Below are 17,061 nucleotides of genomic sequence, written 5' to 3'. Positions count from 1 at the left end.
TGTAGATAAAATAAAACCAGTAAGGAAAGGAAATAAAAATGAAAATGAAAAAACTGACTGCTTACCTTCTGGCAGCGATAACAATTTTTACCCTGACGCTTTCCATGACCGGATGCTCCAGCAATAACGGATCTGCAAACAGCACGGCGGGTTCCAGTTCGGCGTCCAGTCAAAAGCCAGTTAAAATCGGCGTAATTCTTTACAATTATACAGACATACAGGGAAAAGAAATCAAATCCTACGCCTCCTATCTGGAGCAGAACTTTAACGTAAAGTTTGAGTATGCAACCGTGGGCCAGAGCGAAGACCAGCACATCAGCGGCCTGGAAAATCTGTTGAATAAGGGCGTAGACGCCGTGATCAGCGGCTATGACACCGCACTTGACAACAGCATCAAGATGTGCGAAGAAAGGGGCGTCTATTACGGCGTCGCGCTCGGCGATATTCAAAGCTCCTATAAGGGAAACAGCAAGTACTTTGTGGGCGGACTGAAGCAGTTCAACGGCGACCCTGAAAAATTTGGAGAAACCTATGCTGAAATTGCCAATCAAAAGGGCCTGAAGCACATCGGGGTCATTTCCTTCCCGGCTTTCACCTTTGTGGACGGAACCAAAATCGCCGACGGCTTCAAGAAAAAGATGTCGCAGCTGGACCCCAGCGCGGAAGTCTACGATATGGAAACCTTTATGTACACCCCTGACCTTGCCAAAGCGGCTGTGACCAATGTTTTCACAAAGCACAGCAACGTCGACTCAATTCTTGGGCTCGGTTCCGGAATGGATATGATTTACCCCGCCATCAAGGACAGCACAAAGCCGAGCACCAAAATCCTTTCGCTGGGCTACAACGATTCTACTATGGCGGCGATCAAAGACGGCAGCGTCGTTGCGGCCGGGACAAACAATTACAGCCAGATCATGGCTAATATGTTCGCTCAGCTGTATGACCGCGTCAACGGAAAAACCTACAGTGACTGGAGCCTGAACGGCACGGTCAGCTACCCGATTGTCACCAATGAGCAGGAAGTCGCCGATTTCCAGAACTACGTCATTCCGGCCGACAAGTCTAAAGGAAGCGTTACGGCGGAAGAGCTGAAAAAAGTGATGAAAACTTTCAATTCAAACGCAACCTGGAAAGACCTGAACGCATTGACCAACCGCTCTCTCGCGGAAATCAAGGCGGCAAGAAAAGCGCAGTAACGCAGAAAAGCAAAGCCGCGCGGTTCACAGCGGTTGAACTGTGCGGCTCTCTTTTCAGGGGAACCGGAAAGGTCTGATTGAGATCATGAAATACAAGATTATGAAACAACTGCTCCGTCTGATGAAAACATTCTCTTTTCCCTTTTTGATGTATGCGGTTATTTTGCTGGTTTCGCTTGGCGCACAAAAAACCGGATATTGGAGCGGCAACGCACTTGATATTATCATTCGGGGCAGTATTGTGTCTACCATCATTGCTTTTGCGATCGCCCTCCCGCTTTCTGGAGCACGGTGGGACTTTGCCGCCGGAACCATCGTCATTCTGTCCGGCATTCTGGGCAGCAACCTTGCCTCCATGCTTGGCCTCAATGCGGTTCTGATGCTGCTTTTAACCGTAGCGATCGGCACTCTGCTGGCTTTGCTGGAGGGAGTTCTGTACCTGTTCCTCCGCGTTCCTACCATCATTGTTTCGCTCGGTGTGGTGATGATCTATGAAGCGCTCAGCGGTCTGGTTTTTGATGGTTCCGGCGCCAATATGTTTATGGATGCCAAGCTCACTGTTTTTGCGAAGGCGCCGTACTGCTATCTCGTACTGGCTATTGTCCTCGGCGTCTACTATTATCTCCTCACCGCCACAAAATTCGGCTACGATACCCGTTCCCTCGGCATCAATGCACAGCTTGCGGTGAATAACGGCGTCAATGAAAAGAAAAATATCATCCAGACCTATTTGCTGGTGGGCGCAACCCTTGGGGTGGCAGCCGTGCTGAACGCTTCCACCGTTTCGGTTAGCCCTGCCTCAAACCTGGGCTCTACCTCTATTATGTTTTCCTCCATGGGGCCCGTTCTTGTGGGGCTTTATCTGGCCCGCTTCTCAAATCTGCCGCTGGGAATTTTCTCCGGGGCAATCGGAATGAACGCGCTGTCTTACGGGATGGTTGTGCTTGGAATCGACGGCTCCGTCCAAACAATTATCCTCGGCGCCTTTATTGTGATCTTTATGGGGTACACCACCAATCAGGAAAAGCTGCATGCATTTTCTCAGCGGATGTTCCACCGTTCCGGCATTGTTTCAGCATAACAAAGGAGTACAGCAATGAATATTGAAAACTTAAAACAGAATCCTTTTTTCCTAACGGATGACGATGTGAATTGGGTTGAAACCACATTAAAGGCAATGACGGACGATGAAAAAATCGCGCAGCTGTTCTTCATGGTAGGATACCGTCAGGACGAGGAGTTTCTGACCCATCTTTCCAAAGATCTCGGCGTGGGCGGATTGATGTGCCGCCCCATGGATAAGGACAGCGTGATCGCCACAGTAACAACTCTGCAGCGAAACAGCCGCATTCCCATGCTGATTGCAGCAAACCTGGAAAACGGCGGGAAAGGCATTGCACAGGAGGGGACTCGAATCGCCTCCAATATGGCGGTAGCCGCGACAGGCGACCCCGATTATGCTTATCAGCTTGGAAAAATCTGCGCGGAGGAAGGCAAAAGCGTCGGCGCTAATTTCGCCTTTGCCCCTGTGATCGACATCGATTACAATTTCCGCAATCCAATCACCAACACGCGCACCTTCGGCAGTGACCCCGACATGGTGCTCCGCTGTGGAGAAGCATATCTGAAGGGCTGCCAGGAGCAGGGCATCTGCGTTTCCATCAAGCATTTTCCCGGCGACGGAACCGATGAACGGGACCAGCACCTTGTCACCTCCGTCAATTCTCTCTCCCCGGAGGATTGGGAAGCAACCTACGGCAGGAATTACCGCTATTTGATCGACCACGGGGCCAAGACTGTGATGGTGGGCCACATCTCGCAGCCGCAATACTCCAAAAAGCTGAACCCCTCTCTCTCGGACGCCGATATTCTTCCCGCTTCGCTTTCGCCGGAACTTCTCAAGGGACTTCTGCGCGGGAGCATGGGTTTTAACGGACTGATTTTGACCGACGCGACCACGATGGCCGGGTTCGCCATGGCTATGCCGCGCGATCAGGCGGTTCCAAAAGCGATTGAAAACGGATGCGACATGTTTCTCTTCACCAAGAATCTGGAGGAAGATGTCGGTTTTATGCGAAAGGGCTTTCAAGACGGGCTTCTAAGCCGGGAAAGGCTGGAGGAAGCCGTCCGCAGGATTCTTGCGCTGAAAGCCTCGCTTGGGCTTCATAATAAGAACAACATTCCGGACGCTAAGGCTGCGGAACGTGTGCTTGGCTGCAAAGAGCACCGTCAAACGGCGCGTGAGATCGCCGACCGCTCCATCACGCTTGTGAAGGAACAGCCGGGGCTGCTTCCACTGTCTCCCGAAAAGCAGAAACGCGTTCTTCTGTATGGCATTGAGGGCGAAGCAAACGCAATCGGCTACTCCAGAGAGTCGGGCCTTACGGGCCAATTACGCGGGCTGCTTGAAAAAGAGGGATTTACGGTAACCCTTTTCCACGCGGACGGCGTCTATGAAGGGCACCAGGCATCCTATTTAAAAATGTGTGAAGATTACGATCTGATTCTCTACCTTTGCAGCCTTGCCACCAAATCGAATCAAACCGTTGTGCGGATTGAATGGCAGAATCCCATGGGCCTGAACGTTCCGATCTACTTTAAGTCCATTCCCACCGTTTTTATTTCGGTAGAAAACCCGTATCATCTGCTGGACGTGCCGCGTGTACCGACATACATCAATACATACGGCGTGAACGACTATACCCTGGAGCTGTTGGTAGATAAGCTTTTGGGGCGCTCCGAGTTTGTCGGGAAAAATCCTGTGGACCCCTTCTGCGGGAAATGGGACACAAAGCTTTAAAGGAGATATTTGATGAAAAATCTTGTTTTTTCGGTGTCCGACAGCAGCGACGCCAAGCTGACCGCAAACATTCTGGATGACGGGGAATTTGCCAAAAAAGGCATCCGTCGCCCGGCTGTTGTGGTGTGCCCGGGGGGCGGGTATACTATGATTTCGAAAAACGAAGGCGAGCCCGTTGCCTTGGCATTTGCGGCAAAGGGATACCACACTTTCGTACTCGAATACTCCGTCAAAATTGATCACCCGTTCCCCACTGCCCTGAAAGAACTTGCCAGGGCAATGAGCATTATCCGCCAAAACGCGGAGGATTGGCTGCTCGACAGTGACAATATCGCGGTAATCGGGTTTTCCGCCGGAGGGAATCTGGCGCTCTCTCTGGGTGTCTATTTCAATCAGCCTCTCCTCACCGACGAGATGGGTCTGACGAAAGATCAAACCCGCCCGAATCATATTATATTAGGTTATCCCGCTGTATCCCTGATTCCCCAAAACAGGAAAACTCCTGAATTCGTACTGGAAATGATGGAGCAGGGCCTGATTCCGGATTTTCGCGGCCCAAGTATCCAGGAAATCATGATTGGGCACGAAAATATAACGCAGGAGGAAGCCGCATCCCTGAACCTGATTCCTAAAATCCACGAAAAAGTGCCTCGCACATTCGTCTGGGGCACCTATGAAGACAGCCTGATCCCTCCCACGGATCTGTTAGGACTTGCCACCGCGCTCCATTCGGTTCATGTCCCCTGTGAACTGCATCTGTTTGAAAAAGGGCCGCATGGGATGTCTCTTTGTGATGAAAACACGAAAAGCGAAGCGGAAATCAAGGGGCTAAGCATCCCCTACTGGCTCCCTCTTAGTCTGGAATGGCTGAAACAGGGAATGGCAGAAAGGACACAGAAATCTTGAAATCCGTTATTTTTGATCTGGACGGCGTGATTGTATCCACCGACGACCTGCATTTTATGGCTTGGAAGTCCATGGCCGACCGGAATGGAATTCCATTTGACCGGCAGATCAACAATCTGCTCCGCGGCGTTTCCCGCGCCGAATCTCTGGAAATCATCCTGAGAAAGTCGGAAAAGTCTTACAGTGAACAGCAAAAACAAGAATTGATGCAGTACAAAAACGACATTTATATAAAGCTGCTCGACAATCTGAAGCATTCGGATATTTTACCCGGAGTGATGGAATTAATCAACCGCCTGAAAAAAGCCGGGGTAAAAATCGCGATCGGAAGTAGCAGCAAAAACACCAGAAAGATTCTTCAAAAAATCGGTCTTGAAACCGTTTTTGACGCGATTGCTGACGGAACTGAAATTCAGCATTCCAAACCGGACCCCGAGGTATTTCTTGTCGCTGCCCGAAAACTCGAAACAAAGCCAGAGGACTGTGTTGTCGTGGAAGATGCGGTTGCAGGAATTGAGGCGGCGAAAGCGGGAAACATGACGGCAATCGCAGTTGGCGACGCAGCGAGCTCCTCTCTTGCGGATTACCGGGTCAATACTATGATGCAGATTGCTGAAGTTCTCAACTTGGAATGATACCATAAAAATCGGTTTGCCATTTTTCCTTTCAATGTTCCTTGGATACCCCCGCCATTTGGACCAATATGCAAAAAACAGACCCGAAAAGCTGGCATACATGCTGCTTTTCGGGTTTTTTACTTTGAGCGGTAAAGTCAAGAATCGTGCAGAGTATGAACAAGCCCGACTGCCGGTATGGATTTAAATACGATTGCAACAAGTCATAATGTACCGGAACACGATGCTTTTAGCCAAAGCAGCCCGAAGCGTGATCACCGTAAACCTTGCGCTTCTGGAGCCATTCCGGCAGCGTGTAGTAGGCCGCACCGAGTTGCGCGGCTGCCTGCTTGGTCCCAATTTCATCTGAAAGTTTTACCGCATGAAAACCGTTTGTCATGACCTTTCTGATAACCAGAGACGTCCTTAATAAAATGGCTCACGACTCAAGGAAAAACATGGTTTTGACTGGAATCGCACTCTTACTGAAAATATGGAGTCTGCGAGGGATGATCAAATTTATTTAATAATTTTCGACTGAAGCGAAAAAACTACTAAAAATTCATTATACTTAATATTGTTAAAATATTAACATGAAGGAGCGATAATAAATGCTGGCTTTAATGAGAGCACCGTCAAAATATGTTCAGGGCCCTGATGCTTTACTCGAACTGTATGATCATGTGAAAGATTTAGGCACATCCATTCTTTTTATATGCAGCAAAAGCGGCTACAAGGCAGCGCGGCCCAAAATTGAAAAGAGCTTCGCAGGCAAAAATGCATCTATAAAATTTGAGATTTTCGGCGGCATCAGTTCGGTCGGGGAAATCGATAAAATGCAAAAAATTGCAAAAGAGAACAAGATCGGTGTAATCTGCGCGATTGGCGGCGGCAGCGCAATTGACACAGCGAAAGCCACAGCTTATTACGAAGGGCTTCCGGTTGTAATTATTCCGACCGTATGTGCTACAGATGCTCCGTGCACCGGCCTTTCCGTAATTTACAACGACGATGGGTCCTTTGCAAAGTATATCTTCTATCCCAAAAATCCGGATGCGGTCATTGTTGACTCTTCTATTATTGTAAAAGCGCCGATCCGCTTTCTCGTCTCCGGCATGGGCGACGCACTGGGAACTTATTTTGAAGCCAGAATGTGCCAGAAAACGAATTCTCCCAGTCTAGAAAACGGCGGCATTACAAAATCCGCCATGGCACTTTGCAAGCTCTGCTACGACACCCTCCTTGACGACGGTTTTAAGGCCAAAAAGTCCGCTGAACTCGGTATCCTCACTCCGGCGGTTGAGGCTATTATTGAAGCCAACACCTATTTAAGCGGCGTAGGGGCAGACAACGGCGGTCTTGCCACTTCGCATTCCGTCTACAATGGTTTTACCGCGCTGGAAGAATGCGAAAAAACAATGCACGGGGAACTGGTCGCGTTCGGAACGGTTGCGCAGCTCGTTCTGGAAGACGCTCCCATGGAAGAAATTGAAGAAGTTTTGGACTTCTGCGTTTCCGTCGGTCTGCCGATTACGCTGAAGGAGGTTGGCGTGACCGACCCGTCCAGAGTAATGATTGCCGCGGAAAAGGCATGCGCTTCGGGTGAATCCATTCACAACATGCTGGGTGATGTTACTCCGGAACAGCTTTATGCCGCTATTCTGGCCGCTGACGCTCTCGGCAAGGATTACATCGGCGAATAACAAAGGAAAGCTCCTGTGCGTTCGGTACACAACAGAAGCCCGGAAAGCTGGCATTCCTGCCGCTTTCCGGGCTTCTGCCTTGTGTCATTCGCTCAATCTTAGATGCAGGCCTCAGCGAACACAATGCAAAACGTGGCGCTCCTTTTTCCCTATTTATCGTTCAAGATTGGCCACGAAAGCATTTCCTTTCGTGGCCTCGTTGGTGCGCCACCATCTGCAATCAGTTTGTTTCCTCCAACGTGGGCCTGAATCATGGCAAACGCAACCCCGGCTTTGCAGACTTTCCGATCAATAATATTCGCTCGATTTTAAATAGTCTTCGGCCAAATTGGGAATCAGCTTCATAACCTTCCCCTGGTATCATTGCAGACGAGAGTTAGCTTTTATAAAAGATTTCTAAACGATCTCCCGATTTTAACTCTGTAAGAAAAGAACTATCAACGCCGTTTACGCGTAGAACAAACGTTCCTGTCGGCTTTTCAAGATCGATTCCCGATCGTTCGATCAGGTCCATCAGGTAATATGGAGAGCCATTCTCTTTTTGGGGAAGAACAACCGTTTGATTGTTCAAATCAAATTGAATCTGATCGCCGGAAAATGCAGAATCAGCAGAGACCGCGGTCGCGGATTTCTGTTCCTCTGAAGCGGATTCTTGAGCCGCAGGGGACACCTCCTCCGAAAGTTCATCTGCAGTTTCCAAGTTTGGTTTAGAATCGGAAAAGTCCGCCGCCGGCGTTGGTGGAGCCGGTTTCAAAACAATGGAATCGCCGTTTTCCAGCGTAGTCTCGGGAGAAACGATGTTCCCGTTCACAGTGGCCGTTTGATTTGGATCGTCTGTCATCAAGTCCTTCAGGCAGCGTTTCGCGTCTTGACCATTCACAGCGGAAGAGAATTCTATATTATCTCCCATATGTACCAAATCTGAAATTTTGGCCTCTTTCCCGTTTACACGGAGGACGGCAGGCTCGCCGGGAGTCCCGTAATACACGGTCCGTTTTCCGTTTAACTGGATAATCAGCTTCTGACCCGCCTTTGGGATAAGATCATGATACGAGAATCCGTTCATCATCAGAATATCTCGTACTGTTATCGTACTGTTGCGGAAAAGCTTCGCTTCGTTGCCGTTTAGAGTGACGTGAAAACTTTCATCAATCAGATTTAGTCCCGCGGAAACGGCAATCCCTAACGGCGTAGCATATTCCGGGTCGTTCAGATCGTATGAATCCGAGAATGCATATGTTTCAAAGTTGTTGCCGGCTATCGCTACGCGATTAACGTCTAAGTTCATATATTTTGCAATGCTTGTTCGCATACCTTCCAGTTTGCTGCCGCCCCCGGCCAAAAAAACAGCAGAGGTAGAACCGCCGTTTATCTCATAGATACGCTCGGAAATTTCACGGCAAAGACTCTCCATGGATTTATCGACACAATCCATAATATCGTCTTTTGTGACGGTTTGCTCATTTCCAAGAATATCAGTAACTTGCATGGTTTTTTGGCTTCCAATTTGTGTTTTGATCGACTCTGCGGTATTAAAATCCAGCAGGTACTTTTTCATGAGTGCTTCTGTAATTTCATCTCCCGCTACCGTAGCCATGGTATACCCCACAACTCCCCCGTCCCTGGTTACGGCGATGTCGGAAGTCCCTGCCCCGATATCCACCAGAGCAAGGTTCAAAAAACGAAGATTTTGAGGGATTACGGCGTTAATGGCAGCGATGGGCTCCAGAGTAAGACTGGTAACCTCCAGATTGATCTTATGCATGACCGAATACAAACTGTCCACGACTTCACTGGGAAGAAAGGTTGCAATCACATCGGCTTTAATCAGTCCGGCCCGATGATCCAACAAATTAGAAACGGGATAGCTATCCATATAGTGCTGAACAATCGTATGTCCGACCAAATAAAACTGGCGGCTATTCGTATCCAGACCATTGGTAAAGGCCGCCTCCGCTTCGTAGATGGCGCCTGCTTCCAAACGGCTGATTGTTTCTTTATCCAGCCGCTGCGGTAGCGGGAATTTCATTTCAAAAGAAGCACGCTGAGTTTTTAGCGCCCGTCCTGCCGCGGCGATGCAGACCCGCTTCAAGGTATATTGAAGCTTTGCCTCCAAACGTTTTTTGACAGTGTGGGCGACTTTGGCAACCTGCTCAATATCTTCGATCTGGCCGTCAATCATGGAACGCTTGGTATGTGCTTCTTTTTCCATCGCGATAATCCGAAGCTTTCCACTTTCTACAGTACCCACCATTCCGATGACTTTGCGGGTTCCAATATCCAGCGCAAAGATCATATTCTTTGGTTGAGCTTTCAATCGTTTTTTTGATGAGGCAGCCAATGTGCAAAGCCTCCCTTTTAGTGGTCTTAACGTCCTTGTTTTATAACAAATTCATGGGTATCTGTCTGTTTTATAATCCGAAATATGTTTAAATTCAGTATACCATAAAAAATGAGGAAAGAAAAGGATTCAAACCGCAGGCATCTGAATCCTTTTTATTATTCTTCCATCGCAGTGAAAACAGCAACCTTTTTTAGACATCACCAAAACAGGGTATGTCAAGAGAAGTTCGCAATTTAGGGGCTCCACAAAATGAATTAAGCTGCGTTTAGCAGAAGTGTCTGAATTGATCTGGGATTCAAATATGCTCTGGAAACAGACCAATCTTCGGCGTATTCCATGAGATATGTTGTTACCAGCCGCAGGTAGGAATCGTTGTTTGGAAATATCCCGACGACGTTGGTTCTGCGCCGGATTTCCTTGTTCAGCCGTTCCAGCATATTGGTCGATGAGATTTTACGGGCGTCAAGCTCGGGGAATGCATAGAAGGCCAGTGAGTCCTCCAGCCCATCTTCCAGAAGCTCAATTGCCTTGGAAAACCGCTTCCCGTATTGCTCCGACAACTGTTTTGCGCGCTGTCGGGCTACCTGGGCGGAAGGCGCCAGCCAGATTTCTTTCAGTTGGGCGGCGAAGGCTTCTTTTTCTTTCTGCGGTATATGAGCCAGAATATTTCGCATGAAATGGACTTTGCAACGCTGCCAGGATGCACCGGGAAAACTTTCCCGGATCGCGGCTATCAATCCTTTATTGGCATCGGAAACCACCAGCAGAGGTGTTTTCAGTCCGCGGTCCAGAAGACTTTGAAACAACTGGGAATAGCTCTCTTTAGATTCATCCAGCATCGGTTCCACGGCGAGAATGTCCCTGTACCCTTGCTCGTTGACGCCACAGACAACCATCACCGCCATGCTGACGACACGGCCATCCATACGGACTTTTTCGTACAGGGCATCCGTCCAAATGACAGGATAACGGGTATCCGTCAGAGAATGGTTGCGAAATTCCTGTACCTGTTCATTGAGCCCCTTTGTCATCTCACTGACCTGACTGCGGGAGAGGTTCTCTATCCCCAGACGGTGAGCCAGCTTTTCCATCTTCCGTGTGGACACGCTCTGCACGAACGCCTCCTGAATAACCTGTATCAGTGCCGCCTCACTGCGCTTGCGTTCAGTTTTTTGTATAGCGAAAGCTACAAGTTCTACTTGTGGTTTTCGCTATACAAAAAGAGAAACTCCCATTTTCACAGGAGTTTTCTTTTTGCTCTACTTCAAAGGCCGGTATGCTCCCCTAGGCATATGAATTTTGATTAGGTTTATGCCTACTGAAACATTTTGACAGCTCATTGCTTGTATGGTATATTTATAAATATTATTTTACTGTGAGAAGAGGATTACATGAAAAGATTTCTTTTAATTCTGGTCTGTTTGCTTCTTCTTTCCTCTGCTATTGGCTGCAATAAACAAAAACTGGAACCATTGGGGAAATGTCCTGTTGAGATGCAAACAGTTACAAATAAAGATCAGAATGTAGATGCAACCTATACATGGTCGATTCCCAAAGGATGGGATTCGGTATCTCTAACCAGCCATTCTGTAGAAGCTAGATTTCCTGGCTACACCTATTCCTCAGATCTTGACGCAGATATTTCCTTGATGATCGGCGTCCGAAATTACTCCGATAATCATTCTCAGGAAGATATCCAGCAATACAAAAATTTATTTGAAGGTAAAACGGAAGAATATAAAAACACCATAATGAAACATTTTCAAGAGGTTGGCGGCAATGCATCAGATTTTCAATTTAAGGTATATAAGGGAACCCACGGCCGAATTGCAGAAGTAAAATATACCTATGAATATCAGGAGAAAATCTCGAATTATGTTTACTGTTTCCGTGAGGATATTCCGTATTTTGCCGTTGGTGGACTTAATAGCTCCAATAAACTTTCTTCAGGAGATGTCCTTCCATGGGTTATGGATTCCTTGCAGGTCATTGAAACGAAAAATAGAGATAGACCAGAGAACTGCATTGAGTAGCTCTCTGGTCTATCTTTTAGTAAGTCTGAACGTTAAACAATGATCTTATGTCTTCCTGCAATTCAGTGACTGGATTTAGGAGTTCAATAATATTAAACCGTTCGATTATCTGCCAATCATCAAAAACTACGATTTCAATTTTTTCCTTTGGATATCGTATTTGTAATTATCATTTGCTGGTATCCCTTTGAATTTCTCATATTGATACCTTGCAAAGTCGTTTACTGCATCTTCCCAGCCAGGGATTCTATCTTCGGGGTAAGCGGTGATACCATGTTCATCTCTTAAGGAGTGGAAAATGCTATAATTCCAATTATTGAACATGTCATAGTAGTCGGAATTACCGCAATTAACAGTAGCTCTCTTTTCCCCTGTTTCTGCAACTTTGTAGTAGTGAATGTCCAGATAAGTTCCTACCTGACTTTTAGACGCAGCTAAGACGCCGCCGATGAACATTCCCGCCAGAGAAGCAAGGGCTGGCATATGAGGATCAAACCAAGGATTATCCAAACTATTGTCGAACTCGAGCCCCGAAATAAATTTTAGGACATTAAAGGTTGGTTTACTTAAACATGTTGGCTTTTTTTCGCTTTCATTTACCTCCTCATCATATTCCAGTCCGATTACTGTTTCAAAGTTTTTATTAATATTACAGCAATTCCACTTAAGAAAGCGAATAGCCAGATTCACGAAACCATCCCCTAATATCACTTACAGAAACAGTCTGAAACGCCTTTGGAAGAGCTTCAAGCAACGAATCCACCGTTCGGGCTTTGACCTTTCTCAGGACGGCTTTTAACTTTGACCACATCATTTCAATCGGATTGAAGTCCGGGCTATACGGAGGAAGGTAGAGTGCGCGCCGGTTTGTTGAATTGCTTCTTTGACACCCTTCACTTTGTGACAGCGAAGATTGTCCATGATAACCAAATCCCCGGCATGTAACGATGGAACGAGTTCATGCTGTATGTAATCAAGAAACATGTTGCCATTCATGGAGCCTGAGAAGAATTGGGGAACCGTTGTGCCGTCAAGTCGCACAGAGGACACAATTGTTGTAGTTTTAGGTGTGTTCAGCGGAGCGCTGTCCTTCACGCGGTCTTTCCCCTTGGCTCGGCCATACCGACGGGTCAAATTCGTGTTGACGCCGCTTTCATCAAGAAACACCAGCGAAGCCGCATGCATTGTGCGCTGCATTTTACTCCAGATGGTGCGTTTAACTTTTACATCTGACCGGTCTCGCTCGCTGGCATGTACCATCTTTTTTTATATCGGAACCCCAGCTTGTTGCGAAGAATATTGCTGATTTCGGACTTTTGGATAGACAGCTGCATGGCTTCTTTGATTTCCGCAAGGGTAATATCCGAATTCTCAGCGATCAACGCTTCCATTTTTGCCAACTTTTCCGGTGTTACTTCCGATTGTCTGCCACTGTTTTCATATGATGGTTCGATCGTCCCGGTTTTCTGCTTCTTTTTAAGCAGTCTATAAATCGCCGAAGTACTGACCCGCACTGCCTTACTAATCGCGTTTACTTTTATACCCTCATCGTAGTGGATTCCATCAATATGCGATGCGGTTACGTTTTCGCTGAAACCAGTCCAATTGTTATTGCTGTCAGCCATGTAGCTTAGCGACAAGTTGAGTTCATCCCCTGAAAAATCATCCGTTCCGGCATTTAAGGAATCATCCTCAAAAATACGGATTTCAACGCCGCTGATGTCTTCACCGGCTATCCCGGCAAAAGAGCCTCCCGTGTCCAAAGTACCGCCCAGACTATATTTGTTTCGGACGTTTCGCATCCATTCCGGATCGGCGTTACTTACCCATGGGAGCCATTCTCCGTTCACGTAGGCGCGATACATCACAATAACACCGGAAGACAATTTTGTTCCGTCATTTTTAAAAGCCTGAATATTGAGTCTCTGAACCGGCTTTCCGGCAGAACCTGCGTAATCATCGACAGTGCTCTTTACAGGAGGATAATAGGAGGATTTTCCGGAATTCCATGTTTTATATGAGAGATAATAGGGCTTGTTTGTACCGGTTTGTATTTTGATTCCATCAATATGAGACGTTACGGTGCTTTTCTCAAAATCATTCCAATTTGAGGTGCTGTCCGCCATATAGCTTAAGGATGCGGTTACTTCATCACCTGAGAAATCCCCGGTTAGTTCTTCTTTCATAAACACGAATTTCGATTCCGCTGATAGCAGCCCCCGATTGACCGGCGTAGGAAGCGTTGGGATCAAGAGTGCCGTCTAAATCATATTTGTTTTGAACGCTTCTCATCCATTCCGGATCGGCATTACTTACCCATGGGAGCCATTCTCCGTCCACATAGGCCCGATACATCACAACGATACGTTCCGTTAGCTTGGTCCCATCTCTTTGATATGCCTGTATCTGGAGCTGTTGAATAGGCCTCCCCGATGCGCCGGCATAGTCATTTACATTGCTTTTGACATAGGGATAATAACCGCTCTTCCCCTGATTCCAGGTCCGATACTGCAGATAATAGGGGCTGTTAGAGCTTGTCTGAATCTTAATCCCGTCCATGGCATTTTTTGTTTGACCGCTAAATGTTTTCCAGCCGCCATTGCTTAAGTAAGAAAACTGAATATTTGATACTGCCCCTTGCGCCGACGACATAATTTTTTGATCCATTATTACGTACCTCCTGACTAATTTGTCTGAAGCTTCCTGATAATACTTTCGGAGTGAATTCACCCCTCTCGTTTTTTCGGGAGTTTAATAACCCCCTTTCACTTATCCTGTTTAAATCATTTGCACAGATAAGAGCAAAAACAAGAAATTTTTTTGGGGTAAATCATAAGATAATTGCAAAATTTTTAACCTTTTGTGTTTTGATCTACTCAAAAAGTCCACTTTGATATATAATGTTTTTAATCGAATTTGCTAATCTGAAGTGGATATAAACTTCGTGTAAGCGGAATAATGAGCAAAGAGGGTCGTACGGAAACTGCAAAACAAATTTTTTGATTGCGAGTATATTTGTTTAAAATTATATAAGAAGGACTTATTTGTTCTGTTAGAATCGCTTTTAAGTGCGTTGTGTAATTCGGAAGCGCATCGTGAAGAATATGCATAATCTGAAGAACTTCCCCAAGAAGGAGAATATGTCATGTATTATCAGCCTGTTCCAATCCCGGTTTCACCCAAAAGCAGGTTAGCAACCTTATTGCTATGTTTTTTCTTAGGGGTTTTTGGTATTCACCGTTTTTATGTTGGAAAAGTTGGGACCGGCATCATTTGGCTCCTTACAGCGGGCGTTTTTGGAATCGGTTCCCTTATTGATTTTATTATGATTATTTGCGGCGTTTTTAAAGACCAATATGGTTTAGAAGTGAAGGTCTGGTAGGGATAATGAGTCGTCTCTACCCTATCCAGAGCTTCGCATAATGTTTATTAGTTCCGGTTCGGTAAAATAGAGGGCAGCATATAACAATCAGCATGAATGTATGTTATTTTATAATAAACACTTGGAGGTACAGTATGAAATACACTTCGACATTGATAGCGGTAAAAAATATGGAAAAGGCAAAACAGTTTTATCACAGCGTTTTGGGCCTGGATATTATTGCTGATTTCGGTGCAAACGTTACTTTAACGGGTGGGATCAATTTGCAGACATTCGATACATGGAAAGATTTTATACACAAACAAGACAATGAAATCATCTTCGGAAATAACGCGACAGAACTGTATTTTGAAGATGACGATATTGAAAGCTTTGCCGCCAAGCTGGAGAATTTCAAAAACATTGAATACGTTCATCCACTGTTTGAACATCCGTGGGGACAACGTGTAGTACGTTTCTATGATTTAGATAAGCACATTATCGAGGTTGGAGAAAGCATGGTTGTAGTTGTTAAGCGATTTATTGACGGCGGACTTACAGAAGAGGAAGTCGCTGCTCATATGGATGTGCCGCTTGATTATGTGGTATCTTGTTTAGCATAGGTTATGAGCATAATGGGGCACCCCAGCACCCCAGCTAAACTTCGCGTAATGTTTACTCTTTGGATGCTTCGTATCAGCGGAATAATGAGAAGCCAGAACAAATTCAGATTATTTTATATAATTCGACCGATTGTAAAGAATTAATGCAAAAGGATATGATTTTATATGAAAGTAATTGCCGTAAATGGAAGCCCGAGAAGGAATCGGAATACTGCAACCTTATTGCAAAAAGCCATTGATGGTGCCAACTCAATCGGAGCCGAAACAGAACTTATTCATTTGTATGACCTGCAGTTTAGTGGCTGCACAAGCTGCTTTGCCTGTAAAAGAAAAAGCTCTAGGTTTGTTGGCCATTGTGCAATGAAAGATGATCTGTCGGATTGCCTTGAAAAAATTTTAAAATGCAATGTTTTACTATTAGGTTCGCCTATTTATCTCAATCGTATCACTGGAGAAATGTCATGTTTTCTGGAACGGCTGCTCTTTCCTAATTTCTCTTATAACGTCGACAACCAAACTATATTTAAAGGGAAAATAGCTTCAGGCTTTATTTATACCATGAATGTTACAGAAGAAACTATGAAGCACCGAAGCTATGAAACCATATTTCAACAGAACCAACAAGCCCTGAAAGTATTAGGCGGAACTTCGGAAATACTGATTGCAAATGATACTTATCAATTTGATGATTATTCCAAGTATGAAGCATCTAAGTACGATGAAAAGCATAAGGCTCAGGTGAGAGCAGAACAATTTCCAACTACCTGTCAAAAAGCCTTTAACATGGGCGCTAGACTATCAAAAAGTTGTACGGATTAATAGTACAAGAAGCAGCAGATTGAACTTCCATGGGATTGTATATTATGAGCAAACTTAGGAGTTTGAGGCGCAGTGCGAACTTCGCAGTTTGTTTACTTAATTTCACTCCGCAAAATTTAAATGCTCACGTAAGCCGAATAAATTCAGTTTGTTTGAAACAAGTGAGGGATTAGATGGATTATAAAAAATTCATAGTACAATATTGGGAAAGTATCGCAACGCAGGATGAACAAAAATTAAGAGGCTATTTCTGCAGAGACGCTTATATACGTTGGCATAATACAAATGAGCAATTCGGCGTAGAAGAATTCTTAAGAGCAAATTGTGACTACCCTGGGAACTGGAATGGAACAGTTGAACGAATTGAGCAAAAAGATGATCTTATTATTACGGTTACCCATGTATGGGCTGAGGGTATGTCCTTCCATGTAACTTCCTTTATTCAGATGATGGGTAATAGCATTAAGGCTATTGACGAATATTGGGGTGATGATGGATGTGCACCGCAATGGCGTACGGAAAAAAACATTGGAAAACCTATTCAATGATGCAATTGCTGTATTAGCACAACGGTCAGATGTGAGTATTCCCGAGCTTCGCATAATGTTTAACTGCTGCCGTATCCTCTACCGTTTACGCTTCGCATAGAATAAATTGTG

At 45.8% G+C, this 17,061-nt stretch carries 16 protein-coding genes and 2 pseudogenes; 11 read left to right on the top strand and 7 right to left on the bottom strand.

Annotated features, from left to right (window positions below):
• Positions 1–38 precede the first annotated feature (38 nt).
• The 5 genes from ACLQ3M_RS06665 (at position 39) to pgmB (ending at position 5,540) form a co-directional block, all read left to right on the top strand.
• Complete coding sequence (locus ACLQ3M_RS06665) at positions 39–1,199, top strand: sugar ABC transporter substrate-binding protein (protein ID WP_411676911.1); 1,161 nt, start codon at positions 39–41, stop codon at positions 1,197–1,199.
• An 85-nt stretch (positions 1,200–1,284) separates the two neighbouring features.
• Entirely contained in the window at positions 1,285–2,280 is a 996-nt protein-coding gene (locus ACLQ3M_RS06660) for an ABC transporter permease (RefSeq protein ID WP_411676910.1), read from the top strand.
• Between the two features lie 15 nt (positions 2,281–2,295).
• Complete coding sequence (locus tag ACLQ3M_RS06655) at positions 2,296–3,999, top strand: glycoside hydrolase family 3 protein (RefSeq protein WP_411676909.1); 1,704 nt, start codon at positions 2,296–2,298, stop codon at positions 3,997–3,999.
• Between the two features lie 12 nt (positions 4,000–4,011).
• Positions 4,012–4,905, top strand: a complete 894-nt coding sequence (locus ACLQ3M_RS06650; protein ID WP_411676908.1) for an alpha/beta hydrolase — start codon at positions 4,012–4,014, stop codon at positions 4,903–4,905.
• Positions 4,902–5,540 (top strand): beta-phosphoglucomutase, encoded by a 639-nt coding sequence (pgmB, locus tag ACLQ3M_RS06645; RefSeq protein ID WP_411676907.1) that lies wholly within the window; start codon positions 4,902–4,904, stop codon positions 5,538–5,540. Before ACLQ3M_RS06650 ends, pgmB begins: the two co-directional genes overlap by 4 nt.
• A gap of 229 nt (positions 5,541–5,769) precedes the next feature.
• On the opposite strand, the gene ACLQ3M_RS06640 is transcribed toward pgmB, so the two are convergent.
• The gene (locus ACLQ3M_RS06640) at positions 5,770–5,919 is read right to left on the bottom strand and encodes a hypothetical protein (RefSeq protein ID WP_411676906.1); all 150 of its coding nucleotides are present in this window, start codon (positions 5,917–5,919) and stop codon (positions 5,770–5,772) included.
• Between the two features lie 211 nt (positions 5,920–6,130).
• Here ACLQ3M_RS06640 and ACLQ3M_RS06635 point away from each other — a divergent pair, with 211 nt between their 5' ends.
• Positions 6,131–7,222, top strand: coding sequence for a glycerol dehydrogenase (locus tag ACLQ3M_RS06635; protein WP_411676905.1), 1,092 nt, complete (start codon positions 6,131–6,133; stop codon positions 7,220–7,222).
• A 376-nt stretch (positions 7,223–7,598) separates the two neighbouring features.
• Here the strand turns inward: ACLQ3M_RS06635 and ACLQ3M_RS06630 are convergent, their stop codons facing one another.
• Positions 7,599–9,563, bottom strand: a complete 1,965-nt coding sequence (locus ACLQ3M_RS06630) for a cell division protein FtsA (RefSeq protein WP_411676904.1) — start codon at positions 9,561–9,563, stop codon at positions 7,599–7,601.
• A gap of 257 nt (positions 9,564–9,820) precedes the next feature.
• A pseudogene (locus tag ACLQ3M_RS06625) lies at positions 9,821–10,729 on the bottom strand (IS256 family transposase); the annotation flags it as partial.
• A gap of 228 nt (positions 10,730–10,957) precedes the next feature.
• Between ACLQ3M_RS06625 and ACLQ3M_RS06620 the strand changes: the two are divergent.
• On the top strand, positions 10,958–11,599 hold the full coding sequence (locus tag ACLQ3M_RS06620; RefSeq protein WP_411676903.1) for a hypothetical protein: 642 nt from the start codon (positions 10,958–10,960) through the stop codon (positions 11,597–11,599).
• Positions 11,600–11,725: 126 nt separating this feature from the next.
• Here ACLQ3M_RS06620 and ACLQ3M_RS06615 read toward each other — a convergent pair whose 3' ends face one another.
• The 4 genes and pseudogenes from ACLQ3M_RS06615 to ACLQ3M_RS06600 form a co-directional block, all read right to left on the bottom strand.
• Positions 11,726–12,289 carry a hypothetical protein gene (locus ACLQ3M_RS06615; protein ID WP_411676902.1) on the bottom strand — a complete coding sequence of 188 codons (564 nt, stop codon included), beginning with the start codon at positions 12,287–12,289 and terminating at the stop codon, positions 11,726–11,728.
• A pseudogene (locus ACLQ3M_RS06610) lies at positions 12,264–12,784 on the bottom strand (IS630 family transposase). Before ACLQ3M_RS06610 ends, ACLQ3M_RS06615 begins: the two are co-directional and overlap by 26 nt.
• Positions 12,785–12,822: 38 nt before the next feature.
• The gene (locus tag ACLQ3M_RS06605) at positions 12,823–13,785 is read right to left on the bottom strand and encodes a hypothetical protein (protein WP_411676901.1); all 963 of its coding nucleotides are present in this window, start codon (positions 13,783–13,785) and stop codon (positions 12,823–12,825) included.
• A complete protein-coding gene (locus tag ACLQ3M_RS06600; RefSeq protein WP_411676900.1) occupies positions 13,751–14,266 on the bottom strand; it encodes a hypothetical protein in 516 nt (171 codons plus the stop codon). Before ACLQ3M_RS06600 ends, ACLQ3M_RS06605 begins: the two co-directional genes overlap by 35 nt.
• Positions 14,267–14,744: 478 nt before the next feature.
• Here ACLQ3M_RS06600 and ACLQ3M_RS06595 point away from each other — a divergent pair, with 478 nt between their 5' ends.
• The 4 genes from ACLQ3M_RS06595 (at position 14,745) to ACLQ3M_RS06580 (ending at position 16,950) form a co-directional block, all read left to right on the top strand.
• Entirely contained in the window at positions 14,745–14,981 is a 237-nt protein-coding gene (locus ACLQ3M_RS06595) for a TM2 domain-containing protein (RefSeq protein WP_411676899.1), read from the top strand.
• A 134-nt stretch (positions 14,982–15,115) separates the two neighbouring features.
• Positions 15,116–15,583 carry a VOC family protein gene (locus ACLQ3M_RS06590; RefSeq protein WP_411676898.1) on the top strand — a complete coding sequence of 156 codons (468 nt, stop codon included), beginning with the start codon at positions 15,116–15,118 and terminating at the stop codon, positions 15,581–15,583.
• A gap of 165 nt (positions 15,584–15,748) precedes the next feature.
• A complete protein-coding gene (locus ACLQ3M_RS06585; RefSeq protein ID WP_411676897.1) occupies positions 15,749–16,402 on the top strand; it encodes a flavodoxin family protein in 654 nt (217 codons plus the stop codon).
• A 173-nt stretch (positions 16,403–16,575) separates the two neighbouring features.
• Positions 16,576–16,950, top strand: coding sequence for a nuclear transport factor 2 family protein (locus ACLQ3M_RS06580; RefSeq protein WP_411676896.1), 375 nt, complete (start codon positions 16,576–16,578; stop codon positions 16,948–16,950).
• Positions 16,951–17,061 lie beyond the last annotated feature (111 nt).

The sequence above is a fragment of the Caproicibacter sp. genome, assembly GCF_046707225.1.
In the GTDB taxonomy this organism is placed as follows: Bacteria; Bacillota; Clostridia; order Oscillospirales; family Acutalibacteraceae; genus Caproicibacter.
Note: the sequence above shows the minus strand (reverse complement) of the source record. Positions and strands in the feature narration are given on the sequence as shown.